Consider the following 23,225-nt stretch of genomic DNA (forward strand, 5'->3'; position numbering starts at 1 on the left):
ACCATGGCCGTCACCGACCGGGCGCTGAAACCAGCCCCACCCCGGCGCCCGCCGTCGTCCAAAAAGGTTCGACGGATCACTTTCTCCCATCGGCTGTCCCGCTGGGATGTGAAGTTTTCCCCGTACCTCTACATCTCGCCGTTCTTCCTCCTGTTCGCCATCACCGGCCTGTTTCCCCTGGGATACACGGCCTGGGTTTCCATCCACAACTGGAACCTGATCGGCGGCCAGGGGGAGTTCGCGGGGCTGGAGAACTACACGTTCATCCTGTCCCAGCCGTTCTTCTGGAACGCTGTGGGCAACACGTTCAGCATCTTCCTGCTCTCCTCAGTGCCACAGGTGGTGGCGGCAATCGTCATCGCCGCCTTCCTCGACGCGAACCTGCGGGCGAAAACCTTCTGGCGGATGGGGGTCCTGGTTCCATTCGTCGTCGCACCGGTGGCTGTGGGCCTGATCTTCAACAACCTGTTCGCCGACCAGTTCGGCCTGGTCAACGAGATTCTCAGGTCGCTCGGATTCGAGGGCGTGCGCTGGCACTCCGATCCGACGGCCAGCCACATGGCCATCGCCACTATGGTGAATTTCCGCTGGATCGGCTACAACACGCTGATTTTCCTGGCGGCCATGCAGGCCATTCCGCGGGACGTTTACGAATCGGCGGCCATCGACGGGGCGGGCCGGCTCCGCCAGTTCTTCTCGCTCACCGTGCCGATGCTGAGGCCCACGGTCATCTTCGTGGTGATCACCTCGACCATCGGCGGACTTCAGATCTTCGACGAGCCGCGGGTGTTCGACCAGTACGGGTTGGGTGGAGCCGACCGGCAGTGGCAGACCCTCACGATGTACATCTGGGAACTGGGGTGGGGCCAACGCAACTTCGGACGAGCCTCGGCCGTCGCCTGGCTGCTGTTCCTGATCATCGTGTTGATTGCAGTCCTGAACTTTTTCATCACCCGGCGCATCGCCAACCAGGGAGGCACCAAGTGAGCTCCATTCCTCTGACCGCACAAACGGCAGGAAAGGGGGCAGCACGCGCTGCGTCCCGCCGGGGCAACCGACGTCGTCGGAAAGGCCCGGGCGGAACCGGGCGGCGCCCCGGGTTCCTCACCTACGGGTTCCTCGGCGCCGTCCTGCTCGGTTCGCTATTCCCGCTCTACTGGTCCTTCCTGGTCGGCAGCCACGACAGTACCGTGTTGTCCCGCGGGATCCCCCTGCTGCCGGGCGGTAACTTCCTGGCCAACGCGGCGCAGGTGCTGGACAGCATTCCCTTCTGGACAGCGCTCGGGAACTCGTTGCTGGTCTCCAGCGTGACCGCGTTCTCGGTGGTCTTTTTCTCGACGCTGGCCGGTTTCGCCTTCGCCAAACTGAAGTTCAAGGGCAGCAAGTGGCTGCTGGTGTTTGTGATCGCCACCATGGCGGTCCCCACCCAGCTCGGCGTGGTGCCCCTGTTCATTGTGATGTCCAGGTTTGGCTGGACCGGGTCCCTGTGGGCGGTGATCATCCCAGCCCTCGTGACGGCGTTCGGTGTGTTCTGGATGACCCAGTACATCCGGGATGCACTGCCCGATGAGCTGATCGAGGCGGTGCGGGTCGACGGGGCGTCGATGATCAGGGCGTTCTGGCACGTGGGGCTCCCGGCCGCTCGGCCAGCCGCCGCCATGCTGGCCCTCTTCACCTTCATGGCCACCTGGACCAACTTCTTCTGGCCTTTCATCGTGCTCGACCCCAGCAATCCCACTCTTCCGGTGGCACTGCAGCTACTCCAGGCAGCCCACTTCGTTGACTACTCTGTGGTTCTCGCCGGTGCAGTGCTTTCGACCATCCCACTCCTGCTGGTATTCGTTCTCGCAGGACGCCAACTCGTTTCAGGAATCATGCAAGGAGCAGTCAAAGGATGACCAACACAGACATCACCTTTCCGGAGGGATTCCTCTGGGGTGCGGCCACGGCGGCCTACCAGATTGAAGGGGCAGCCCACGAGGACGGCCGGCAGGATTCCATCTGGGACGTGTTCTCCCGGGAGCCCGGAGCGGTTGCCGATGCGCACAACGGTGACATCGCCTGCGACCACTACCACCGCTCAGCCGACGACGTGGCGTTGATGAAACAGCTCAACCTGCAGGCCTACCGCTTCTCCACTTCCTGGGCCCGGTGCATGCCGGACGGGGTGACGCCGAACACCGAGGGCATCGAGTTCTACTCCCGCCTGGTGGATCAGCTGGTCGCCGCCGGCATCAAGCCCTGGCTGACCCTCTATCACTGGGACCTGCCGCAGGCGCTGGAGGAGCAGGGCGGCTGGGCCAACCGCGACACCGCCTACCGGTTCGCTGAGTATGCAGCAGTGCTGCATGAAGCCCTCGGCGACCGGGTCCGCATCTGGACCACCCTGAACGAGCCGTGGTGTTCAGCGTTCCTCGGGTACGCGGCGGGGATTCACGCGCCCGGCAGGCAGGACCCCCGCGCCGCGCTCGCCGCAGCGCACCACCTGCTCCTCGGCCACGGGCTGGCGGCGCAGGAGCTGCGCCGGCGTGACCCGGCAGCGCAGCTGGGGCTGACGCTGAACCTCACCGTCCCGGATCCGGTCGACCCGGACAGCGACGCCGATGTCGACGCCGCCCGCCGCATCGACGGCCAGTTCAACCGGATCTTCCTCGATCCGGTGTTCAGGGGCCAGTACCCCCAGGACGTGCTCGACGACGTCCGCCACCTTGGCCTGGAGGAGTTCATCCACGACGGCGACCTGGCCGTCATCTCCGAGCCTCTTGACCTGCTGGGCGTGAACTATTATCACGGCGAGGCGGTGACGACGTCGGTCGATCCTGCCAACGACGACGGCGGGCACGCCCCGCAGGGCCGACCGGTCGCGTCGCCGTATGTCGCAGCCGACGGGGTACGGTCCGCACCGCGCGGCCTCCCGGTTACCGGGATGGGCTGGGAGGTGCAGCCCGACGGCCTGCGCCGGCTGCTGGTCCGCATCCACGAGGAGTACACCGGGCCGGCGGGCATCCCCGTCTACGTCACCGAAAACGGTGCTGCCTACGATGACGTGCCTGACGGGTCGGGGTTCGTTGACGACCAGGACCGGCTGGCCTACTTCGACAGTCATCTGAGGGCGGTCCGGGCAGCGATCGACGACGGCGCCGACGTGCGCGGCTACCTCGCGTGGTCCTTCCTGGACAACTTCGAATGGGCGTGGGGCTATCACCAGCGCTTCGGTCTGGTCCGGGTGGACTATGACACTCAGCAGCGGACTCCGAAGGCCAGCGCCCTCTGGTATGCCCGGGCCGCCGCGGCCAACGCGCTGCGGACCCCCGGCCCGGTGCACCAGGTGGGACCCGGCCCCGCGGAGGCGGTGACTGGCCCGGGGGACACCGTGCTGGCCACCAGCAGGTAGGCCCCGCTGGCAGGTCATCGTGTCGTATTCTCTAGGTGATGAATGATCAGCAACCACGGGCCGGGCGTCCCGGACTCGCCCACCCGCCGGGAGCGAAATACAGCCCCACCCTTGAGGACCTGGCGGCGGCGGCTGGCGTGTCCCGGTCGACGGCGTCGCGTGCCATCAACGGGGGCAGCCGGGTGAGCCCGGAGGCGCAGGCTGCGGTGGACGCCGCCGTCGTCGCCCTCGCCTACACGCCCAACCGTGCGGCACGGTCACTGGTCACCCGGCGTACCGCGTCGATAGCGCTGGTCATTCCTGAACCGGACATGCGCGTCATGATGGACCCCTTCTTCGCCATGGTCATCACCGGCGTCACCGAGTCGCTGCGGGAAACCGATGTGCAGCTGGTCCTGCTCATGTCCCGCAGCGACGATGCGGCGCGGACCGTGCGCTACCTGCGGGGCGGGCACGTGGATGGGGCCATCGTGGTGTCGCACCACCAGGGGGACACTTGGGTGGGGCCGCTGGCGGAGAGTGGCCTGCCCATCATCTTCATCGGCAGGCCCTGGCAGAGCCAGCACGGACTGACGTACGTCGACACCGACAACTATGGTGGCGGCACCCAGGCAGCGCAGCACCTGCTCGCCGCGGGGAGCCAGCGCCCCGCCACCATCGCCGGACCCGCTGACATGACCGCCGCCGTCGACCGCCTCCGGGGCTGGCAGGACGGGCTGCGCGACGCCGGGGCGGCGCCGAGCCCCGTCGAGTTCGCCGACTTCACCACCGTGGGTGCGGCCGAGGCGACCCGGCGGCTGCTCGACGCTGCCCCCGGCACCGACGCGATCTTCGCCGCGTCCGACCTGATGGCCGTCGGTGTGCTGGAGGTCCTGCGGTCCCGCGGGCTACGGGTACCCGACGACGTCGCCGTGGTGGGGTATGACAACCACAGCATTGCCGCCCTGGCGTCGCCGGCCCTGAGTACCATCACCCAGCCGATGGTGGAGATGGCAACCAAGGCCGGCGCCATGCTGCTCGAGGAGATTGAGGCTCCCGGCACCCACCCCGACCCGGTGGTCTACCCGGCGGAACTGGTGGTCCGGAGCTCCTCGGCACCAAGGGCCGCCGCCACGAAGGCGTAGTCCCAGGCGACATCCTTCCACCGCTCATACCGTCCGCTCGCACCGCCGTGGCCACCGTCCATCTCGGTCTTCAGCACAATCGGCTCGCTGCCCGTGGTGGTCTCGCGGAGCTTGGCCACCCATTTGGCGGGCTCCACATAGAGCACCCGGGTGTCGTTGAAGCTCGTCACCGCCGCGATCCGCGGGTACCGGGTCGCCTTGATGTTCTCGTAGGGGGTGTACTCCTTCATGTACTGATACACCGCGGGGTCGGTGATCGGGTTGCCCCATTCCTCCCACTCCAGTGCCGAGAGCGGCAGTTCGGGGTCGAGGATGGTGGTCAGCGCGTCGACGAACGGCACCTGTGCCACCACCGCCCGGTACAGGTCGGGTGCCAGATTGGTGATCGCGCCCATCAGCAGCCCGCCAGCGGACCCGCCCATTGCGGCGATCCTGCTGGGATCGACATAGGGCGACGCCGCCACATGCCGGGTCGCATCGACGAAGTCGGTGAACGTGTTCTTTTTGTTGAGCTTCTTGCCGCCCTCGTACCAGGTGCGGCCCATTTCTCCGCCGCCCCGGATATGCGCCACCACGAAGACGACCCCGCGGTCCAGCAGTGACAGCCGGGCGATCGAAAAGCCCGGGTCCATGCTGATTTCGTAGCTGCCGTAGGCGTAGACCAGTGCGGGGTTGGCGCCGTCGTCGGCGAGATCGGCCCGGCGCAGGACGGACAGGGGGATCAGCGTGCCATCAGCCGCTGTGGCCCACTGCCGCTCCGCCGTGTAATCCTCCGGGCGGTAGCCGCCACGCACCTCGGTCTCCTTGCGCAGCAGCAGGCTTCCGGTGTCGAGGACATAGTCGTAGACACGTGGGGGAGTGAAGAAGGAGGTGTAGGAGAGCCTGATGATCGGCGAATCGAACTCGGCGTCGGCCAGGTGGCAGGTGAAGAGCTCTTCATCGAACCCTGGCTCCTCGGGGGCGGGCTGGTCGGCCGCGCCGAGCCCGGCGAGCGGGAGTACCTGGACACGTTCGATAGTGTCCTTGCGGACCGAGACGATCAGGTGGGTGGAGGTGACGGCGACGCCGCCCACCCGGACGGCGTCGTCGTGCGCCACCACCGTGTTCCACCGCTGGTCGGAGAGTGGCTTGGCGAACTCGGACTCCGCGGCCAGGCTGACCATTGAGTTCCGGGCATTCCGGTTGTGCGTGAGCACATAGTGGCGCTCGCCGTCGACCGTTACCGGATCGGCCTCGTAGAGGACCTTTTCACTGCGCGGAATCAGGGTGAGCAGGCCGGCTGACTGGTTGGTCAGGTCCAGCACACGGTACTCGCTGTACTCGGAGCAACCGATGCCGATGAGCAGTTGGGTCCGGTCGGCTGACAGGTCGAAGCCGGTCCACATGGCGACGTCGTCCTCCTGATAGACCACCGTGTCCTGCTCCACCGGGGTGCCGAGCGTGTGGGATCTGACCTGGTAGGGGCGCCAGGAATCGTCGACCACCGTGTAAAACACCTGGGTGCCGTCGGGGGAGAAGGCCAGCCCGTAGAAGATGTTCGGCACCACGTCGGGAAGCAGATCGCCGGTACGCAGATCCTTGATCCGCAGGGTGAAACGCTCGTCGCCCGCGTTGTCTTCGCAATAGGCCAGGAGGTTCCCGTCCTCGGTAACAGCCAGCCCGCCAAGGGAGAAGAAGGGCTTCCCTTCGGCCTCCGCGTTTCCGTCCAGCATCACCTGTTCGCCCTCAATCGGCTTGCCGGGGACAATCTCCGGTGGCGTCCAGTCGCTGGCGAGATCACCAGTGTCAGTGGCGGCGACCCGGCAGTTGATGGCGTACTGCTTGCCCTCCTCGGTGCGGGCGTAATACCACCAGCCCTTCTTGCGGGACGGCACGGACAGATCGGTTTCCTGCGTCCGGTTCTTGATCTCGGTGAAGATGTCCTGCCGGAGCTGTTCCTGGCCGGCGGTCACGGCGTCGGTGTACCTGTTCTCGGCCGTGAGGTGGGCGAGGACCTCGGGGCTTTCCTTTTCCCGCAGCCACTCGTACTCGTCCACGAAGGTATCCGAGTGGTGGGTGCGTTCCGTCGGCACCTTTTTGGCAACGGGAGGGGCGGGGAAGTGCGTCTCTGCAGTCATGGAAACCATCCTGCCAGAGAGTCAGGCATGCAGGTTTCAGCTGGTCCGGGCCCTGGAATAGCTGAGCTACGCGGCCAGGAAAGCCCCGACTGTGAATATCGCTGCTCCGATGGCCATCAGCCACGGAGCCAAAGCGACCATCACGCGCTCTACCGCACCGTCTTTGTCGTCGGTCGACGCCGCATTGGGTGGCGTGATGACACCCTCGCTGTTGTTGATCGCCGCTCGGGTCCAGAATCCGGCGCCCACTAGAAGGACGCCAGTGATTGTTGCTACTGCGCCCGCGTTGGCTTCCAGCTCGGGAAGGTCAAGCAGCAGAGGGAGGAGCGAGGCGAGGATACCAAGACCAACGACAGCCATCCAGATCGCCAGAAGCCACCACCACTGCTTCACCAACCGAAAGATGTTCTTCACGATCAGCACCAGGGATACCCCGAGGGCGAGGAACAGTGCGAATTCGGTGCCGGTGAACCTCACCGGCTGTCCCTGCGCGACTGCGGCGATGGCAGGCAGGTAATGCATCAGACCGAAGATGCCGAGCAGAGCCGGCAGCAGCACCGGTGGAAGGCTCTCGTCCGGAGTGTCGGCGAACTCCAGAGCCTGGGCGTAGTCAACTGGGCTCCCAAACGCCTCCTCAGCTGATTCCCCGCTGTCGGCGAGGTGGGATTCGACTGATGCCTTGGAGTCGCCGATGTCCCGTCCGCCGACTCCGCGGTGCGAGAGCTCGAGGACAAAATCCGTCAGCCACTGCTGGTCTTTCTTGGTGTCGGTCACGGGGTGTCTCCGTTCAGGTGGGTCAGTGTCCGGGTGGTGAAGGCCTGCCACTCGGCGGTCTGCCGAGCCAGTTCGGAGCGGCCGGCGTCGGTGAGTGAGAAGTACTTCCGACCCGGGCCGCCGTCGCCCGCGCGCCACTGAGTGGTGACCAGTTCGGCCGACTCGAATCGGGTGAGGAGCGGGTAGAGCGTGCCACCCTTGATCGAGCCGAGTCCCGCTTCCTCCAGCGCCGTGGCGATCGCGTACCCGTAGGTGGGTCCGGCCTCCAGGACCTTGAGGACGCTCATGCCTAAGGCTCCCCTCATCCACTCGCTGGGCCATTGTCTGTCGCTCATGACTACATAGTTGCACTAACTAGTCAGCCTGTCTACCTAGTCCTGCACACCCGAGCGCGGAGAGGCACAGTGGGTGGCGCCCGCGGGTGGGGGCGGCAGGCTGACGGCGGCTGTTGACTGTCCGGGCACCCTCCCGATATCCTGAACGAACGGTCGGTAATTAATTTGCGGCCGACCCCGCGTACTTTCGACGCTCACAGTGAGGTGACCACCATGGCAACAGCGCCAGCAGTTGACCAGATGCCGTCCGGGAACAGGTCCGAGGCAAGGACTGAAACCGAGGACGAGCGAGCTGGCCGGGAACAGTTCGAACGGCTCATCAGCGAGGACTCCCGCATCGAGCCCCGCGACTGGATGCCCGAGGCTTACCGGAAGACCCTCGCCCGGCAGATCTCCCAGCACGCCCACTCCGAGATCATCGGCATGCAGCCTGAAGCCAACTGGATCTCCCGCGCACCGTCGCTGAAGCGCAAGGCCATCCTCATGGCCAAGGTCCAGGATGAGGCAGGCCATGGCCTGTACCTCTACTCGGCGGCCGAAACCCTCGGCACGCCAAGGGACAAGATGACCGAGGACCTCATTGCCGGCAAGGCCCGCTACTCAAGCATCTTCAACTATCCGGCCGTCACCTGGGCCGACATGGGTGCCATCGGCTGGCTGGTCGACGGCGCCGCAATCGCCAACCAGGTGCCCCTCTGCCGCGCCTCCTACGGGCCCTACGGCCGTGCCATGGTGCGGATTTGCAAGGAGGAATCCTTCCACCAGCGCCAGGGCTTCGAGATCCTCCTGGAACTGGCCAACGGCACCCCCGCCCAGAAGGAAATGGCCCAGGACGCCGTCAACCGCTGGTACGCGCCGTCACTGATGATGTTCGGCCCACCCGACGACGATTCGCCGAACTCCAAGCAGTCGATGGCCTGGAACATCAAGCGATTCTCCAACGACGAACTGCGCTCACGCTTTGTCGGCATGATGGTCGAGCAGGTGAAGGTGCTCGGCCTGACCCTCCCAGATGACGAGATCCGGTTCAACGAAGACACCCAGCAGTGGGAGCATGCCCCACTGGACTGGAACGAGTTCAAGGAAGTCCTCGCCGGTCGGGGGCCCTGCAATGCCCAGCGGATGGAACGCCGTCGGGAAGCCCACGAAGACGGCGCCTGGGTGCGCGAAGCAGCGGCAGCCTACGCCGACAAGCGGGCAGCAACAGCACAGCAGAAGGCGGCCTAGATGACCGGCGGTTCAACAACAGGCGACGACGGCTCGACAGCGCCGGCTCCATTGGCTCCCGAGAAACGCCAGCCCTGGCCCTTGTGGGAGGTGTTCGTGCGCTCATCACGCGGTCTGTCCCATGTGCACGCGGGTTCGCTGCACGCGCCCGACGCCGAGATGGCAGTCCGTAACGCCCGTGACCTGTACACCCGGCGTAACGAAGGTGTGAGCCTGTGGGTGGTGCCGGCGTCGTCAATCATTACCAGCGACCCTGATGCCAAGGGACAGTTCTTTGAATCCCCGCAGGGCAAGGATTACCGGCATGCCACGTACTACACAAAGAGCGATGGGGTGAAGCACCTGTGAGCGAATCGAACGCCAGCGCCACCCGCACCACGCCGGGCAACGCGCTGCGCCCGGAGGACATTGCCGCATCGGACCTGAAGCCGAGCACCGACGTCGCGGAATATGCGCTGCGTCTCGGCGACGACTCGCTGATCCTCGCCCAGCGGCTGGGCTGGTGGATCTCGCGGGCACCGGAGCTGGAAGAGGACGTGGCCCTCGGCAACATTGCCCTGGACCTGATCGGTCACGCCCGTTCCTTCCTCAGCTACGCTGGCCACGGCCTGGACAAGACCGAGGACGATCTTGCCTACTTCAGGCGCGAACCGGAGTTCCGCTGCGCCCACCTGTTCGTGCAGCCGAACGGCGACTTCGCCCGCACCATCGCCCGCCAACTGGTGGTCTCGCACTACCAGTTCGAGCTGTACTCGCGGCTGATGCATTCGACCGATCCGACCCTCGCCGCCATCGCGGCGAAGGCCGTCAAAGAGGTGGATTACCACCGCGACCACAGCAGCCAGTGGGTTCTCCGCCTGGCCCTCGGCACCGACGAGTCGCGCCGCCGCATGATTGCCGGTCTCAAACTGACCTGGCCCTATGTGGAGGAACTGTTCGTCGACGACCAGCTCATCGACACGCTCGGCGACGCGGCAGTTCGCCCGAGCACGCTGCGCGCACCGGTTGATTCCCTTCTCGCCTCCCTGTTCGCTGAGGCCGAACTCGAGATTCCTGCGGTGCCTGCCGCGGTCGGCGGCGGACGCCACGGCAAACACAGCGAACATCTCGGCTATCTGCTCGCCGAAATGCAGGTACTCGCCCGCGAGCACCCCGGCGCCACCTGGTAACGGAGGCGACAACCGTGAGCATTGATACATCTGGAGTCAACACCAGTACCAACACCGCCCACCGGCCCGCCGGTGCCGAGGCCGGGAAGGTCTGGGACATCGCCGCCACTGTGGTGGACCCTGAGATCCCGGTCCTCACCATCGAGGATCTGGGGATCCTCCGCGAGGCGCAGATCGACGACGACGGCGCCATCACCGTAACCATTACTCCCACCTATTCGGGGTGCCCGGCTATGGATGCGATCCGCGACGACGTCACCAGCGCGCTCGCCGGCCACGGGTATCAGAACGTATCGGTCAAACTCACGCTCGCGCCGGCCTGGACCACCGACTGGATGACCAGCGCCGGCAAAGCGAAACTCGACGAGTACGGCATCGCCCCGCCCTCCGGGATGGCCGCGGCAGGCCCGGTCAGGGTGGGTCTCAGCGTGAAATGCCCCCAATGCTCCTCCCTGAATACCCGCGAACTCACCCGCTTCGGTTCCACCTCCTGCAAGGCGCTCTACGTCTGCCAGGACTGCAAGGAACCCTTCGACTACTTCAAGGTGCTCTAAATGGCCGTCAAGCTAGCCCCATCCACCCAGCGCCGTACGGCCTTCAACGAGCTCACCGTCGCCGAGGTCCGGCGCCTCACCGGAGACGCCATCGAGGTGACCTTCGCCGTCCCCGACCACCTGGCTGACAAGTACAACTACCTCCCGGGCCAGTACGTGGCGCTGCGCACCACGCTCGACGTCGACGGCGCCCCGGTGGAGGTGCGGCGCAGCTATTCCATCTGCGCCGAACCGGTGCCCGGTGAGATCCGGGTGGCCATCAAGAGGGATCTCGGTGGCGTGTTTTCCAGCTGGGCCAACGAGTCGCTGAAGGCCGGTGACCGGCTCGACGTGATGAGCCCGATGGGCCAGTTCATCTCGAAGCACGAGATGAACGAGCTCAACCGGCCCGAGGACCTGCAGGGAAATCTGGCTGTCGCCGGGGAAACAACTTTCGTCGCAGTGGCTGCCGGCTCAGGCATTACCCCGGTGATCGCCATCGCCCGAACAGTCCTCGCCGCGAACGCCTCCGTGCGTTTCGATTTGATTTACGCCAACAAGGCCGCCATGGACGTCATGTTCCTGGAGGAGCTCGCCGACCTGAAGGACCGCTATCCGGCCAGGTTCGCGCTGCACCATGTGCTGTCCCGCGAGCAGCGTATCTCCCCGCTGCTGAGCGGACGGATCGATGCGGACAAGCTGCAAAAACTGCTGGGCACCGTGATCCGGACCGACGACGTCGACGAATGGTTCCTCTGCGGCCCCTTTGAACTCGTCCAGCTGTGCCGCGACACCCTGGGGGAGCGCGGCGTCGCCCCCGAAAAGATCAGGTTTGAGCTTTTCTCGACCGGCGAACCCACCCGTCCCGAAGGCCAGATTGGCCGCCCCGTCCGTGCCGACGACGGCGGCGAGAACTTCACCATCTCGTTCAACCTGGACGGGTTGCAAGGCCAGGTCACCAGCCCCACCCACGCGCGGGAATCGATCCTCAACGCGGCGCTGCGGGTCCGGCCGGATGTGCCCTTCGCCTGCGCCGGCGGGGTCTGCGGTACCTGCCGTGCCAAGCTGGTCACCGGCACGGTTGAAATGGAAGAAAACTACGCGTTGGAGGCGGACGAAATAGAGAAGGGCTACGTCCTCACCTGCCAGTCCCGGCCGACCAGTGACGCAGTATCGGTCGACTACGACGCCTGAGTCTTTCCAGAAAATCTGCCCCTGCTGCATCCAAAGTGCCCTCGCCGACGGTAGTACCGGGTGTAAGCATCTGGTGGCCCACCCGGGCCCGAGTGAGGAGCAAGAAAATGCGAAAGAGTCTTTATGCAGTAGGTGCTGTCGCCGTGCTCGGCGCCGCCACGGTTGCCGCCCCGGCGGTAGCCACCGAGACCGCCGATACGGCCTCATTGTCAGTTCTGCACGCTGTCCCCGATCTCACGGTCGACGTCTATGTCAACGGTGACCTGACCCTCGACGACTTTACCCCCGGTGAACTTGCCGGACCCCTGAACCTACCGGCAGGTGACTACGAGTTGGCCGTGACAGCTGCCGATGCCGCAGACGCCAGCGCACCGGTCATTGGTCCAGTGGCGGTGACCCTCGCGGCGGGTGGAAACTACACGGCCACGGCCAACCTCGATGCCGAGGGCGCCCCGACCGCCAACTTCTACACGAATGACGTTTCAGCGGTCGAGGCCGGACAGTCACGGCTGACCGTCCGCCATACCGCTGCCGCCCCAGCTGTCGACGTCCTCGCCGGCGACGCGGTGGTGGTTGAGAACCTCAGCAACCCGGACGAAGCGACCCTGACCACTGATCCAGGAACCATCTCCGCCTCGGTTGCTGCCACCGGAACCACTGATCCGGTCATCGGTCCAGCAGACCTGACCCTCGGCGAAGGCACCGCGACGATCGTCTATGCCTGGGGAAGCCTTGAGGACGGCAATCTCGCCCTCGCCACCCAGGTCATCGAGGGTTTGCATTCCGACCCCGCAGCTGTACCCGGTGCCCAGGCCGGTCCAGCTCAGGACAACACCGTAGCCATCATCGGAGCTGGGGCCCTCGGCTTGCTGCTCCTCTCGGGTGCAGCGGTCGCCGCACGGGTCCGGACCGCCCGCGCCGACAAATAAGCCAGTGTGGGCAGGGTGGGGCCCCTCGCGTTCCTCACCCTGCCCACCTGTCTGTCACCCTCTAAGCAGTCCGTCTGACCGGACCCGTTGAAAGCTCAAGCCGTTGCCCAGCAAATCCTGTCGTTCCGTAGCCGTCCTCCTGACCGCATCTTTTGGGCTGTTCGCTGGCGGGTGCGCCACGCCAGCTGCCCAATCACCTACTCCTGACGCGCAGTCAGCCACCACCCCGGCCACCGCCCCCGCCCCCGCCACCAGCCCGGCCACCACCTCGGGATCGGCGACCGTGCAGGCACCGCCCGACGACGTCGACCTCCCGGCGAGCGACGTCGTCACCTCGGGGGTTGCCATCCGCCCGGCCACCGGCGCTCTGGCGGAGGCGACGCCGTCGCCCGTTTCGCTGGATATCGCAGGCACCGACATCCAGGTCGGCGTCATCGACGTCGGGATTGAGGATGACAACGAAATGGAAATACCGGAGAGCTTCTATGAGGCGGGCTGGTATCGCTACGGCCCGGCGCCGGGGTCAGCAGCGGGCAACGCCGTTCTCGCGGCCCACATCGACATTGGGACGGAAGTGATGCCCTTTACCCAGCTGAAGAACGTGCCGGTAGGCACCCTGATCACCGTCGGTCGCGAGAACGCGGAGCCGGTGCAATATGAGGTGACCGGCGTCAGACACGAGCCGAAGGCAACCCTGAACACCTCAGAAATTTTCCAGCGTGATGGGGAACATCAGCTGGTGATCATTACCTGCGGAGGAGACTGGCTAGTAGACAAGGATGATTATGAGGATAATGTTGTGCTGACGGCCTCCCCGCTCTGAACGGGTCAGAATGCAGTGACCCAGCGGAGAGGATGCCCAGCGGGGGGCATAAGAGACGCGGCCGCGGCGTAAGGAGAGTATTTTGACACCTCCAGGCCATGAGTGGACACCACAGCGCGACGTCGAATTCTCAGCGGGCGACGAGCACGCCCTCGCCCTTGCCTACCGAAGTTTTGCGCCACTGATTTTCACGGTGGCGCTTCGTTCACTGGGAGACCGGTCAGCAGCCGCCGATGTCACCCAGGAAGTATTTGTCAGGGCCTGGCGCTTTCGTTCAGGGTATAGCCCCGACGCGGGGAGCCTCCCTGCGTGGCTACTTGGTATTAGCCGGAACCTGGTGTCCGATGCCCAGGCCGCCCGGCAAAAAACTGACAGCCTGGTGCAGCGGGTCCACACCGTCGGCGGTCCGAGGGAGCAGGAAAGGGGCGCCGACGAGATAGAGAGCGTCGCCAACCGGGTGGTGCTCAATTCAGAACTCGAACTGTTAGGCGAACCGCAGCAATCAATCCTTCGGCTCGCCTTCTACGAAGACTTAACGCACCAACAAATTTCTTCCCGGCTCGATTTGCCCCTCGGCACTGTCAAGAGCCATATTCGCCGAAGCCTCACCCAACTACGCAGCCGATTGGAGACCTGGAATGCAACACCTTGACCCGGGCACCCTCAGCATGGCTGCCCTGGACGAACCACTGGATACAGACTCGCAGGTTCACCTCGATGGGTGCGACGCGTGTGCCAGTGAGGTGCGGGAGCTGAACGGCGTGGTGCTTGCCGCTCGCGGCGATATCACCGCGGCACCGCTGGAGTCGCCGGATTCGCAGGTGTGGGCTGCTATTCATCAGGAACTGGGCCTGCAGCCTGCACTCAGTACCGACCCGCTGACGTCGCCCTCCCCGGTGCAGGACACCGCACCGGTCTCCGAGTTGTCACAGCTGCGGGCGGAAAAGCGGACCTTCACCCCGAAATTCCTAATCGCCGCCGTCGCCGCCGGAGTCTTGACCGGTGCTGGAGCTGTGTGGGCGGTTCAGCAGGTACGAGCGGAAGCCGCCCCGGATATTGTTGCGCAAAGCCAGCTGGACCCGCTGGCTGGCTTCACCGCCGGGGGCAGCGCCAGTGTGTCTACGTCGGACGACGGCGTGCGCACCCTGCAGATCACCGTGACCGAGGATCAGGCCGACGGATATCAGGAAGTTTGGCTGATCGCACCAGACCTGCAGCAAATGTATAGTCTCGGTGTGATCGGGGGAGGCACCAGTTCACTGGTGATCCCCGACAACGTGGACCTTGTGGCCTTCCCGATCGTCGACGTCTCTGATGAGCCCCTCGACGGTGACCCGCTGCACTCAGGAGTGAGCGTCCTGCGTGGCACGCTGGAAGCCGAAGTCGGGTAGGTCACCGCTAGGCTGGAGGCACCAGACCGGAAGGCATTGACCATGATTGATCTGACCATTGAGAACAACGTCGCGGAAATTGTGCTCAACGCTCCAGCCAAACTCAACTCGCTCGACGAAGACGCACTCGGTGGCTTGTCCCGGGCCTACGACGAAGCGACCGCCGCCGCGGCCGACGGAAAGGTGCGGGCACTGCTGCTGCGCGGCGAGGGCCGGGCGTTTTGCGCTGGACGCGATATTTCAAATGTCCATCCTGAGACCGACGACGCCGTCGCTTACCTGGAGGGGCTGGTGACACCCCTGCTCCAGAAGATGGCAGGCTTCCCCGCCCCGACGTTTGCGGCCGCCCATGGTGCGTGCCTCGGCGTCGGGCTCGGGCTGCTGGTCGCCACCGATGTGGTCTACGTCGCCGAAAACGCCAAACTCGGGTCACCGTTTGCCAATCTTGGAGCGACCCTCGACTCGGGCGGGCACTGGCTGTTCACCGAACGACTTGGCGCCCACCGCACCCTGGACCTGATTTATACGGCCGAGCTCATGAGTGGGGCTGACGCCGTCGCCGCCGGCCTGTTTAGCCGGGTCATGCCCGCCGAAGATCTGCTGCCGCGCACCCGCGAAACCGCCCAGCGGGTCGCCTCCGCTGCAACGGGGGCTTTCCGCGCCTCGAAGGAACTGGTAGCTGGCATCCGCGACCGGCGGCTGGGGCTCTGGGAGTCAATCAGTGCGGAAAACGTTGCACAGGGTGAGTTGTGCCGCAGCGACGACTACGCGGAAGGGTTCACTGCCTTTCAGGAGAAGCGCAAACCCGTGTTCAAAGGCTGACCGCCGCCCGCACGGAGAACGGTCCGGCCACGGCAAGTGTGTGTTTGGATGCAAAAAGTTTATAACTTTTCGGGAAACATTTAGAAACAATGGCGAATTCAAAGTATTTTCCTGAGGCAATGACTTTTACTGGTGGTGTGGCCAAGGAGCGGTTTCGCAGCGTCTCATGGGGGAGGATGACATTCAGAACGGGATGTCACCACCAGTCAGAGACCGCCCCTTGGCCACACCACCCAGCGCCCCCGAGACACCCCGGGTTGCGCGCCTGCCCGGGTCAGCGAGTGTCAATGTCCTCGAACACCAGGAACGTCTGGGTGTCCATCACGCCTGGCATGGACTGCAGTTGATCGAAAATGACCCGGCGCAGCCCCACATTGTCTTCAGCCCGCACCAACAGAATGACGTCGAAGTCCCCGCCTACCAGTGCGATGTGGTGAATCTCAGGGACCAGCCGCAACTGTTCACGCAATTCCCGCCAGGCATGCTGTTGGACCTTGAGGGTCACGTAGGCGGATGACCGCAGTCCTGCCTTGATCGGGTCAATTAGCGCAGTGAACTTGGTTAGCACTCCCGAATCCGTGAGTCGGGCAATACGGGAGTAGGCGTGTGCGCGGGAGATGTGCACCCTTTCCGCCACTACGGTGACCGACTGGCGGCCATCCCTGGTGAGCTCGGCAAGAATTCTCCGGTCCACCTCGTCCAACGGCTGATCCACCATTTTGTCTACACCTTTCCACGTAACGCAGCTCACATTTACAATCCGTCCACCAACTTGGGGACTAAATGAGCATCAGTCTGGAACTTTACCGTTTGGTGGATACGAATAGGAACCGAAGTCCATAATTGGGTGACACAACATCCAGTGCTCGGCGACATCCGGGTTCGCGGGATCAAGCTAACCGCCGCCCCAGTGGGCGGTATGACGGAGGCGGAGATGACCATCTCGAGCGGCAATAAACTCGCACACGGCACGGCAGACACCTCGGACCGACAGGACGCCGAAATGCTTCCCTCGGCGGTTCCTGTCCAATTGGTGGACCCGAACGGCGTCAAGGTCCCGAACGATTCCTACCCGTTTCCGGACAGCAGTCGTCTGCTGGGCGCGTACCAGAAACTGGTCATCGGCCGTCGCATCAACGATCAGGCCAATGCCCTGGTACGACAGGGCCGGATGGCTGTCTACCCTTCATCCCACGGCCAGGAGGCATGCCAGGTGGCGGCCGCCGTCGTCATCGATCGCCAGGACTGGCTGTTCCCCACCTACCGGGACACGGTCGCGGTGATCACCCGTGGTGTGGACCCGCTCGAAGTTCTCACGCTGCTGCGCGGTGACTGGCACTCCGGGTACGACCCGCTGGAGCACAAGGTCGCCACGCAGGCCACGCCCCTCGCTACCCAGCTACTCCATGCGGTCGGGGTCGCTCATGCGGCCAAATTGAAGGGCGAGGACACCGTGGTGCTTGCCCTGTGCGGCGACGGCGCCACCAGCGAAGGCGACTTCCACGAGGCCCTGAACTTCGCGGCGGTCTTCCACGTCCCGGTGGTCTTCCTCATCCAGAACAACGAGTACGCCATTTCGGTGCCCCTGAAGTCGCAAACCGTCGCGCCGTCGTTGGCGCATAAGGCGATCGGGTACGGGATGCCGGGCGAGCGAGTGGATGGCAACGACCTCGCCGCCCTGCTCTCAGTCCTCGGCGCGGCGGTTGACCGGGCGCGCGACGGCGGCGGCCCCTCCCTGGTCGAAGCCCACACCTACCGGATGCAGGCCCACACCAATGCCGATGACCCCTCCCGCTACCGATCCCCGGACGATGTTCAGAAGTGGATCCCCAAGGATCCGCTGAGCCGGATGCGCACCTACCTGCGCGGGTTGAACCTGCTCGACGACGACGGCGAGACCCGCATTGCGGCGGACGCCGAGGCGATGGCGGCCACCCTCAGGGACGGACTCAATACGGATCCGGTGGTCGACCCTGACGATCTGTTCAATTATGTCTTCACGGAGAAGACGAGCCAGCTGCGCGAACAAGCCGAACTGTTGCGCGGGGAACTTAGCCGGGAAAATTCCGCCGAGGAAGTGACACCATGACCGACACCACTGAACGCCTGCGGGACGACTCCACCACTGTGCAGGCGGAACGATCCACCGCCCAGCCGGTCACCTTCGCCAGGGCGCTTAACGCTGCGCTCGCCGATGCCATGGCTGCCGACTCATCGGTGGTGATGTTTGGTGAGGACGTTGGGGCGCTGGGTGGGGTCTTCAGGATCACCGACGGGCTCACCGCCCGGTTCGGCACGGACCGGTGCTTTGACACCCCCCTGGCCGAGGCCGGAATCATGGGGATGGCCGTCGGCATGGCGATGAACGGGATGCGCCCGGTGGTCGAAATGCAATTCGACGCGTTCGCCTACCCTGCCTTTGAACAGGTAGTCAGCCACGTCGCAAAAATGCCGAACCGCACCAAAGGCAAGGTCAAGCTACCGATCGTGATTCGCATCCCCTACGCAGGCGGCATTGGCGGAGTTGAACACCACTGCGACTCGTCGGAGTCCTACTATGCCCACACGCCTGGGTTGACGGTCCTGGCCCCGGCAACAGTCCGGGACGCCTACACCATGCTGCGTGAAGCCATCCGCTACCCGGACCCGGTCGTCTTCCTCGAACCGAAAAAACTGTACTGGTCCAAGGAAGTGCTGGATCTTGAGGAACTCCGGGAAAACTTCGAGTCCTCCTCCAGCGCGCCGTCCATCGGCCGGGCAGTCGTTGCGCGGGCGGGCACCGACGCCACCCTGGTCGCCTACGGCCCCTCGGTACCCACGGCGATGGCCGCAGCGGCGGCCGCGGCGGAGGAGGGGCGTTCGCTGGAGGTTATCGACGTGCGCTCCATCGTCCCGTTCGACGACGAGACCGTGTGCGCCAGTGTCCGCAAGACCGGCCGGGCCGTGGTGATTGCTGAGGCGCCCGGGTTCGCCTCGGTCGCGGCAGAGATTGTTGCGCGCATCCAGGAACGCTGTTTCCACTCGCTGGCGGCCCCGGTCCGGCGTGTCACGGGGTTTGATGTCCCGTACCCATCGCCGAAGCTGGAACACTTCTTTCTACCAAGTGTTGACCGAATTCTGGACACCGTTGACGAACTGCAGTGGGAGGATCAGGCATGAGTGCTATGGCCACCAGCGCACCCGCGCCGGGCACTGCCCTTCAGGTCTTCAACCTCCCCGATCTGGGCGAAGGACTTACCGAAGCGGAGCTGGTGAACTGGCTGGTTGCCGAGGGCGACGTCGTGGTGGTGGATCAGACCATCGCCGAGGTGGAAACCGCCAAATCCGTGGTTGAGGTGCCGTCACCCTTTGCCGGTGTGGTCGAGAAACTTCACGGTCGTGCCGGTGAAACCATCGACGTCGGCAAGCCACTCATCTCGGTGCGCCCTGCAGGCGCCCCCAGCGGGGCCGAGCCGACGGGCGAGGCGCCACCCACGGTCGCCGAGGAAACCTACCGCGAAGAAGAACGAGCCGGAATCACCCCGCCCGAATCCTCCGAGCCGGTTGCGGCTCCCGCTGCCGATGAAGGATCGGGCAACGTCCTGATCGGCTATGGCACCCCCGGCGGACTCACCTCCGGGCGCCGGCGGCGGCCAAAGCAGCAGATCGCTGCACCCTCGGGAACCGCGCCGACTGGTGCTGCGCCGCTCTTCATCTCACCGCTGGTCCGAAAACTGGCCCGTGATGCGGGCCTGGCCCCTGCCGATCTCACCGGTTCGGGCACTGGCGGGTTGGTGCTCCGAAAGGATGTGCAGCAGGCCATCAGCCGTGCCACCGGCTCCGCGACAATCACCGGGTCGCCCACCGACAACAGCAGCGAAAGCGTCGCCCCTGATCCGGTGGGTGCGGATACTGATCGCAAGTCGGGGCTGGAGATTGCCGCCCGCACTCCACTGAAGGGGGTGCGGAAGACTGTGGCAGACACCATGGCCCGTAGCCGCCGGGAGATCCCCGAGGCAACGGTCTGGGTCGATGTGGACGCTACCGCCCTGATGGACCTCAGGGCCTCACTCAAGGCAACAAATCCCGACCAGACCCCCGGGTTACTGGCTTTCGTGGCCCGGTTCGTGACAGCCGGGCTGGCAAAGTATCCGGACCTGAACACCCGAATCGTCACCGACGATGAGGGTCGCCAGGAAATTCTCAGCTTCGACGGGGTGAATCTGGGGATCGCCGCTCAAACCGATCGGGGTCTGATGGTGCCCTGCGTTCGACGCGCAGACACGCTGAGCGCCCGCGGGCTGGATGCTGAGATCCGCCGCCTTACCGCCGTCGTGCGGGACGGCAAAGCCACGCCCGCCGAGCTGACCTCGGGGACGTTCACCCTGAACAACTACGGCGTGTTTGGAGTCGACGGTAGCGCAGCCATCATCAATCACCCCGAAGCTGCGATTTTGGGTATTGGCCGAATCATTGACCGGCCGTGGGTGGTGGGCGGTGCCCTGGCTGTACGGAAAATCACCGAACTCACTCTGACCTTCGATCACCGGGTGTGTGATGGCGGTGTTGCCGGCGGGTTCCTGCGGTATGTGGCGGACGCGATCGAGAATCCGGGCACCGTGCTTGCAGACCTTTGAAGCGAGGGGCCCAGCGGTGACCGTACCGCTCATCGGCCCGGTAGCAGCCCCTGAGCAGCACGTGATGACCTTCAACATCCGACGGTCAATGCCGCACCTTTTGCCTACCAACCGGGATTCCTGGGCGGTTCGCGCGCCGTTGGTGACCCGGCTCCTACGCGATGAGCAGCCCAGCCTGTTGGGCGTCCAGGAGGCACTCCCAACCCAGCTGGACGCGGTGCGGGCCGGGCTCGGACCCGACTACGCCGGGATCGGTCGGGGGCGCAACGACGATGGCAATGGTGAGCAGTGCCCGCTCTTCTACGACCGGCGCCGGCTGGCGCTGCTCGACTGGGAGCAGTTTGCGCTCTCAAGCAAACCAACCGTTGCCGGTTCGACGTCGTGGGGAAACCGGATCCCCCGGATCGCGGTCCGTGCCAGGTTCAAGGATCTGGGCACCGGGGAGGACTTCGTGGTGATCAACACCCACCTGGACCATCTGTCCCGCCGCTCCCGCCTCTATTCGGCGGACACACTGCGACACCTGGTGCGGGACTCTCAACTCCCGGGCATCGTGATGGGGGACTTCAACATTGATGCGCCGTCCGGGCCCTACACGATCCTGACCGGGTCGGGGGTGCTGCGTGACACCTGGACCGCCGCGCACCGTCAACTCACCGAACAATGGGGCACCTTCCCCCATTATCGTAAGCCGCAGCGCGGCGCCAAGCGGATCGACTGGATCCTTGCCACCCCAGAATTCACCGTCCTGCGGGCAGGAATCAACGTCACCCGGTACGGTGGGGCGTGGCCGTCCGATCACGCCCCAGTGCAGGCTGTCCTGCTGCTGGGTGCCGGCGGCGCGTAGAACGGCCACCACATCCATCGTTGTTGAGAGGAATCCATGTCTGAGACGCCAACAGTAGACACTGTGTCGAAGGAGACCGAGTCCCGTTGGCGGGAAGTGGGAACGCAGACCTGGATACTGCGTGACGCTGGATACCGGATCAACCCGGGTCTCGTCGTCGGCACCGAGCGGGCCCTCGTGATCGACACCGGTGCCGGCCCAGCGCAGGCCGCCGTCATCCTGGACGCCGTCCGAGAACTCACGGACCTGCCGGTGACAGCTGTGAACACCCACTCCCACTTCGACCATGCGTTCGGCAATGCGTATTTCGCCGCACAGGGGGTCGAGGAAATCTGGGCCACCGCACGCTGCGCGGAAGACCTGGCGCAGACCGGAGAGCAGCAGCGTCAGTTCGTCGCAGAGCTCGAGCCAGCCATGGCCGACGACGCCGGTCCCCACACAGCCATCCACCCCGCCAACAAGGTGGTGGACGGTGGCCCCGTCGACCTGGACCTGGGCGGCATCAGCGTGACCCTGTTCCATCTGGGGGCAGGCCACACGGATAACGATCTCCTGATCGGCGCAGGCAACGTACTCTTCACCGGGGATCTGGTCGAAGAAGGCGGTGACCCGGGGTTTGAAGACTCGTATCCTGCGGACTGGATCCGCACCCTGGGCAAGATCGCAGCACTGGAGGACCTTTATGACGTTTTCATCCCGGGGCACGGCAACCCCGTGGGCGTCGAATTTGTCACGGCACAGCTATATAAAATGCGCACCGCGGTGCGGGTCACCAAGGTGGCAATGGATGAAGCATCAGTGGACATGACCAAGGCCATCCCCATCCTGCCCTACGGCCCCGAACAATCCCGGGCGCTGCTCATCCGGTTACGGACCCTCGCGCACTGGAAGTGGCATCAGGCCTCCAAGTCCTGATCCCAGGCTCCCGCCGGGCAATCCGCGCCCTCACCCGTGACGAACCTCATAATGAAGAGGATCATGGTGCTAACGGTGCCCAGGGCTTTGGAAAACAGCTCTGATCGGGATTCTGAGGGAAAGGCTAATCATGGATATTCGAAAGAGCGTTATGGGAGTACTTCTGGCCGGTGCACTGGTGGGAGTTGCCGGTTGTGGCGCGTCGGAGGAATCTGGCAGTGCGGCCCCGGAACCGGAAACTACCACCACCAGCCCGGCGGCCTCCAGCCCAGCCGCCGCGCCAGCCGAGACCACCGAATCAGCTGAAACTCCGGCCGAGGCGGCCGAAGAGGTGGTCATCACCATCACAGACTTTGAGTACGAAGTTTCCGGACCGGTGGCACCAGGCGCCGAAGTAACCGTCATTAACAATGATTCTGTCGGCCACACTGTCACTTCGGATGAGGAGGGCCTGTTCGATTCAGTCTTCGGCCCCAACGAGACTGTCACCTTCACGGCACCCGAGGACGCGGGAGAGTACTCCTTTTTCTGCACGCCGCACCCAGGCATGATCAGCACACTGGTCGTCGAGGAATGAGCAATCGGGCACTCGCACACAACCGCCCGGTTCTAGTCGGTCTCCGCGTGGTGATCGCCATCGGACTGGCGATCGATGCGTTCGTCCATGTGCAACTCGCCGCCAACTATCAGATCGCGTATCCAGGGGGGATGGGCGGTGGCACCCTGTTCTGGCTGCAGGCGGCCGCGGCGGTGCTCGCTGCCTTCTACGTCCTGCTCAGGGGCAGCCGGTTGTCCTACCTCGTTGCCGCGGTGGTGGCTCTATCAGCATTCGCGGCTGTGGTGGTGTCGACCTACGTCCAGCTGCCCGCGATCGGGCCCATCCCCGCCATGTACGAGCCGATCTGGTTCTTCGAAAAGGCCCTCAGCGCGGTCGCTGAGGGGGCGGCCGGAGTCCTCGCCGTCGTCGGGATGATTCTCGTGGGGCGGCGTACCCCTGAGGCCTGATCGATAAGAG

General features: G+C 64.8%; 25 protein-coding genes. 21 read left to right on the forward strand and 4 right to left on the reverse strand.

From position 1 onward, the window contains the following. Positions 1–3 precede the first annotated feature (3 nt). Genes ACX80Z_RS05020 through ACX80Z_RS05035 form a run of 4 tightly spaced genes read left to right on the forward strand, consistent with a single transcriptional unit; the run spans position 4 to position 4,518 of the window. Complete coding sequence (locus ACX80Z_RS05020) at positions 4–987, forward strand: carbohydrate ABC transporter permease (RefSeq protein WP_019482378.1); 984 nt, start codon at positions 4–6, stop codon at positions 985–987. Further along, positions 984–1,898, forward strand: coding sequence for a carbohydrate ABC transporter permease (locus tag ACX80Z_RS05025; protein ID WP_116779040.1), 915 nt, complete (start codon positions 984–986; stop codon positions 1,896–1,898). The genes ACX80Z_RS05020 and ACX80Z_RS05025 overlap by 4 nt, the downstream gene beginning before the upstream one ends. Next, positions 1,895–3,394, forward strand: a complete 1,500-nt coding sequence (locus ACX80Z_RS05030) for a GH1 family beta-glucosidase (protein ID WP_459315093.1) — start codon at positions 1,895–1,897, stop codon at positions 3,392–3,394. Before ACX80Z_RS05025 ends, ACX80Z_RS05030 begins: the two co-directional genes overlap by 4 nt. A gap of 38 nt (positions 3,395–3,432) precedes the next feature. Next, complete coding sequence (locus ACX80Z_RS05035) at positions 3,433–4,518, forward strand: LacI family DNA-binding transcriptional regulator (RefSeq protein ID WP_459315094.1); 1,086 nt, start codon at positions 3,433–3,435, stop codon at positions 4,516–4,518. On the opposite strand, the gene ACX80Z_RS05040 is transcribed toward ACX80Z_RS05035, so the two are convergent. The 3 genes from ACX80Z_RS05040 to ACX80Z_RS05050 form a co-directional block, all read right to left on the reverse strand. Beyond that, a complete protein-coding gene (locus ACX80Z_RS05040) occupies positions 4,455–6,635 on the reverse strand; it encodes a S9 family peptidase (RefSeq protein WP_459315095.1) in 2,181 nt (726 codons plus the stop codon). The genes ACX80Z_RS05035 and ACX80Z_RS05040 overlap by 64 nt on opposite strands. A 66-nt stretch (positions 6,636–6,701) precedes the next feature. Next, the gene (locus tag ACX80Z_RS05045) at positions 6,702–7,409 is read right to left on the reverse strand and encodes a hypothetical protein (protein ID WP_459315096.1); all 708 of its coding nucleotides are present in this window, start codon (positions 7,407–7,409) and stop codon (positions 6,702–6,704) included. Beyond that, complete coding sequence (locus tag ACX80Z_RS05050; protein WP_116779037.1) at positions 7,406–7,744, reverse strand: PadR family transcriptional regulator; 339 nt, start codon at positions 7,742–7,744, stop codon at positions 7,406–7,408. Before ACX80Z_RS05050 ends, ACX80Z_RS05045 begins: the two co-directional genes overlap by 4 nt. A gap of 213 nt (positions 7,745–7,957) precedes the next feature. On the opposite strand from ACX80Z_RS05050, the gene paaA reads away from it, so the two are divergent. From paaA to ACX80Z_RS05100, 10 genes are all read left to right on the forward strand, one after another. Beyond that, positions 7,958–8,971: a 1,2-phenylacetyl-CoA epoxidase subunit PaaA gene (gene paaA / locus ACX80Z_RS05055; RefSeq protein WP_459303925.1), complete on the forward strand. Its 1,014-nt coding sequence runs from the start codon at positions 7,958–7,960 to the stop codon at positions 8,969–8,971. Continuing rightward, positions 8,972–9,319 carry a 1,2-phenylacetyl-CoA epoxidase subunit PaaB gene (gene paaB, locus ACX80Z_RS05060; RefSeq protein ID WP_243400636.1) on the forward strand — a complete coding sequence of 116 codons (348 nt, stop codon included), beginning with the start codon at positions 8,972–8,974 and terminating at the stop codon, positions 9,317–9,319. After that, positions 9,316–10,140 (forward strand): 1,2-phenylacetyl-CoA epoxidase subunit PaaC, encoded by an 825-nt coding sequence (gene paaC / locus ACX80Z_RS05065; RefSeq protein ID WP_116779036.1) that lies wholly within the window; start codon positions 9,316–9,318, stop codon positions 10,138–10,140. Before paaB ends, paaC begins: the two co-directional genes overlap by 4 nt. 14 nt (positions 10,141–10,154) lie before the next feature. After that, a complete protein-coding gene (gene paaD, locus ACX80Z_RS05070; RefSeq protein WP_459315097.1) occupies positions 10,155–10,694 on the forward strand; it encodes a 1,2-phenylacetyl-CoA epoxidase subunit PaaD in 540 nt (179 codons plus the stop codon). Then, on the forward strand, positions 10,695–11,867 hold the full coding sequence (gene paaE / locus ACX80Z_RS05075; protein WP_459315098.1) for a 1,2-phenylacetyl-CoA epoxidase subunit PaaE: 1,173 nt from the start codon (positions 10,695–10,697) through the stop codon (positions 11,865–11,867). Between the two features lie 107 nt (positions 11,868–11,974). Further along, on the forward strand, positions 11,975–12,796 hold the full coding sequence (locus ACX80Z_RS05080) for a DUF4397 domain-containing protein (RefSeq protein WP_459315099.1): 822 nt from the start codon (positions 11,975–11,977) through the stop codon (positions 12,794–12,796). A gap of 103 nt (positions 12,797–12,899) precedes the next feature. Beyond that, a complete protein-coding gene (locus tag ACX80Z_RS05085; RefSeq protein ID WP_459315100.1) occupies positions 12,900–13,619 on the forward strand; it encodes a class F sortase in 720 nt (239 codons plus the stop codon). Between the two features lie 82 nt (positions 13,620–13,701). Further along, positions 13,702–14,271: an RNA polymerase sigma factor gene (locus ACX80Z_RS05090; RefSeq protein WP_459315101.1), complete on the forward strand. Its 570-nt coding sequence runs from the start codon at positions 13,702–13,704 to the stop codon at positions 14,269–14,271. After that, positions 14,258–15,010 carry an anti-sigma factor domain-containing protein gene (locus ACX80Z_RS05095; protein ID WP_459315102.1) on the forward strand — a complete coding sequence of 251 codons (753 nt, stop codon included), beginning with the start codon at positions 14,258–14,260 and terminating at the stop codon, positions 15,008–15,010. Before ACX80Z_RS05090 ends, ACX80Z_RS05095 begins: the two co-directional genes overlap by 14 nt. 42 nt (positions 15,011–15,052) lie before the next feature. Beyond that, a complete protein-coding gene (locus ACX80Z_RS05100; RefSeq protein WP_459315103.1) occupies positions 15,053–15,832 on the forward strand; it encodes an enoyl-CoA hydratase/isomerase family protein in 780 nt (259 codons plus the stop codon). A 274-nt stretch (positions 15,833–16,106) separates the two neighbouring features. Here the strand turns inward: ACX80Z_RS05100 and ACX80Z_RS05105 are convergent, their stop codons facing one another. Next, positions 16,107–16,550 carry an Lrp/AsnC family transcriptional regulator gene (locus ACX80Z_RS05105; RefSeq protein ID WP_019481838.1) on the reverse strand — a complete coding sequence of 148 codons (444 nt, stop codon included), beginning with the start codon at positions 16,548–16,550 and terminating at the stop codon, positions 16,107–16,109. Between the two features lie 285 nt (positions 16,551–16,835). Between ACX80Z_RS05105 and pdhA the strand changes: the two genes are divergently transcribed. From pdhA to ACX80Z_RS05140, 7 genes are all read left to right on the forward strand, one after another. Then, the gene (gene pdhA, locus ACX80Z_RS05110) at positions 16,836–17,921 is read left to right on the forward strand and encodes a pyruvate dehydrogenase (acetyl-transferring) E1 component subunit alpha (protein WP_459304034.1); all 1,086 of its coding nucleotides are present in this window, start codon (positions 16,836–16,838) and stop codon (positions 17,919–17,921) included. Further along, positions 17,918–18,991 carry an alpha-ketoacid dehydrogenase subunit beta gene (locus ACX80Z_RS05115; protein ID WP_459315104.1) on the forward strand — a complete coding sequence of 358 codons (1,074 nt, stop codon included), beginning with the start codon at positions 17,918–17,920 and terminating at the stop codon, positions 18,989–18,991. The genes pdhA and ACX80Z_RS05115 overlap by 4 nt, the downstream gene beginning before the upstream one ends. After that, a complete protein-coding gene (locus tag ACX80Z_RS05120) occupies positions 18,988–20,448 on the forward strand; it encodes a dihydrolipoamide acetyltransferase family protein (protein WP_459315105.1) in 1,461 nt (486 codons plus the stop codon). The genes ACX80Z_RS05115 and ACX80Z_RS05120 overlap by 4 nt, the downstream gene beginning before the upstream one ends. Positions 20,449–20,464: 16 nt before the next feature. Beyond that, a complete protein-coding gene (locus tag ACX80Z_RS05125; protein WP_459315106.1) occupies positions 20,465–21,295 on the forward strand; it encodes an endonuclease/exonuclease/phosphatase family protein in 831 nt (276 codons plus the stop codon). A 36-nt stretch (positions 21,296–21,331) separates the two neighbouring features. Then, positions 21,332–22,210, forward strand: a complete 879-nt coding sequence (locus ACX80Z_RS05130) for an MBL fold metallo-hydrolase (RefSeq protein WP_459315107.1) — start codon at positions 21,332–21,334, stop codon at positions 22,208–22,210. A 130-nt stretch (positions 22,211–22,340) separates the two neighbouring features. Then, positions 22,341–22,787: a cupredoxin domain-containing protein gene (locus ACX80Z_RS05135; RefSeq protein WP_459315108.1), complete on the forward strand. Its 447-nt coding sequence runs from the start codon at positions 22,341–22,343 to the stop codon at positions 22,785–22,787. Continuing rightward, the gene (locus tag ACX80Z_RS05140; protein ID WP_459315109.1) at positions 22,784–23,215 is read left to right on the forward strand and encodes a hypothetical protein; all 432 of its coding nucleotides are present in this window, start codon (positions 22,784–22,786) and stop codon (positions 23,213–23,215) included. Before ACX80Z_RS05135 ends, ACX80Z_RS05140 begins: the two co-directional genes overlap by 4 nt. Positions 23,216–23,225 lie beyond the last annotated feature (10 nt).

Source organism: Arthrobacter sp. TMT4-20 (genome assembly GCF_054510775.1).

Excerpts from the sequence above, each read along its gene's own strand:
- ACX80Z_RS05020 (WP_019482378.1), top strand. The coding sequence starts at position 4 with ATGGCCGTCACCGACCGGGCGCTGAAACCAGCCCCACCCCGGCGCCCG.
- ACX80Z_RS05030 (WP_459315093.1), top strand. The coding sequence starts at position 1,895 with ATGACCAACACAGACATCACCTTTCCGGAGGGATTCCTCTGGGGTGCG.
- ACX80Z_RS05035 (WP_459315094.1), top strand. The coding sequence starts at position 3,433 with ATGAATGATCAGCAACCACGGGCCGGGCGTCCCGGACTCGCCCACCCG.
- ACX80Z_RS05040 (WP_459315095.1), bottom strand. The coding sequence starts at position 6,635 with ATGACTGCAGAGACGCACTTCCCCGCCCCTCCCGTTGCCAAAAAGGTG.
- ACX80Z_RS05050 (WP_116779037.1), bottom strand. The coding sequence starts at position 7,744 with ATGAGCGACAGACAATGGCCCAGCGAGTGGATGAGGGGAGCCTTAGGC.
- paaA (WP_459303925.1), top strand. The coding sequence starts at position 7,958 with ATGGCAACAGCGCCAGCAGTTGACCAGATGCCGTCCGGGAACAGGTCC.
- paaB (WP_243400636.1), top strand. The coding sequence starts at position 8,972 with ATGACCGGCGGTTCAACAACAGGCGACGACGGCTCGACAGCGCCGGCT.
- paaE (WP_459315098.1), top strand. The coding sequence starts at position 10,695 with ATGGCCGTCAAGCTAGCCCCATCCACCCAGCGCCGTACGGCCTTCAAC.
- ACX80Z_RS05080 (WP_459315099.1), top strand. The coding sequence starts at position 11,975 with ATGCGAAAGAGTCTTTATGCAGTAGGTGCTGTCGCCGTGCTCGGCGCC.
- ACX80Z_RS05095 (WP_459315102.1), top strand. The coding sequence starts at position 14,258 with ATGCAACACCTTGACCCGGGCACCCTCAGCATGGCTGCCCTGGACGAA.
- ACX80Z_RS05100 (WP_459315103.1), top strand. The coding sequence starts at position 15,053 with ATGATTGATCTGACCATTGAGAACAACGTCGCGGAAATTGTGCTCAAC.
- ACX80Z_RS05105 (WP_019481838.1), bottom strand. The coding sequence starts at position 16,550 with ATGGTGGATCAGCCGTTGGACGAGGTGGACCGGAGAATTCTTGCCGAG.
- pdhA (WP_459304034.1), top strand. The coding sequence starts at position 16,836 with ATGCTTCCCTCGGCGGTTCCTGTCCAATTGGTGGACCCGAACGGCGTC.
- ACX80Z_RS05115 (WP_459315104.1), top strand. The coding sequence starts at position 17,918 with ATGACCGACACCACTGAACGCCTGCGGGACGACTCCACCACTGTGCAG.
- ACX80Z_RS05120 (WP_459315105.1), top strand. The coding sequence starts at position 18,988 with ATGAGTGCTATGGCCACCAGCGCACCCGCGCCGGGCACTGCCCTTCAG.
- ACX80Z_RS05130 (WP_459315107.1), top strand. The coding sequence starts at position 21,332 with ATGTCTGAGACGCCAACAGTAGACACTGTGTCGAAGGAGACCGAGTCC.
- ACX80Z_RS05135 (WP_459315108.1), top strand. The coding sequence starts at position 22,341 with ATGGATATTCGAAAGAGCGTTATGGGAGTACTTCTGGCCGGTGCACTG.
- ACX80Z_RS05140 (WP_459315109.1), top strand. The coding sequence starts at position 22,784 with ATGAGCAATCGGGCACTCGCACACAACCGCCCGGTTCTAGTCGGTCTC.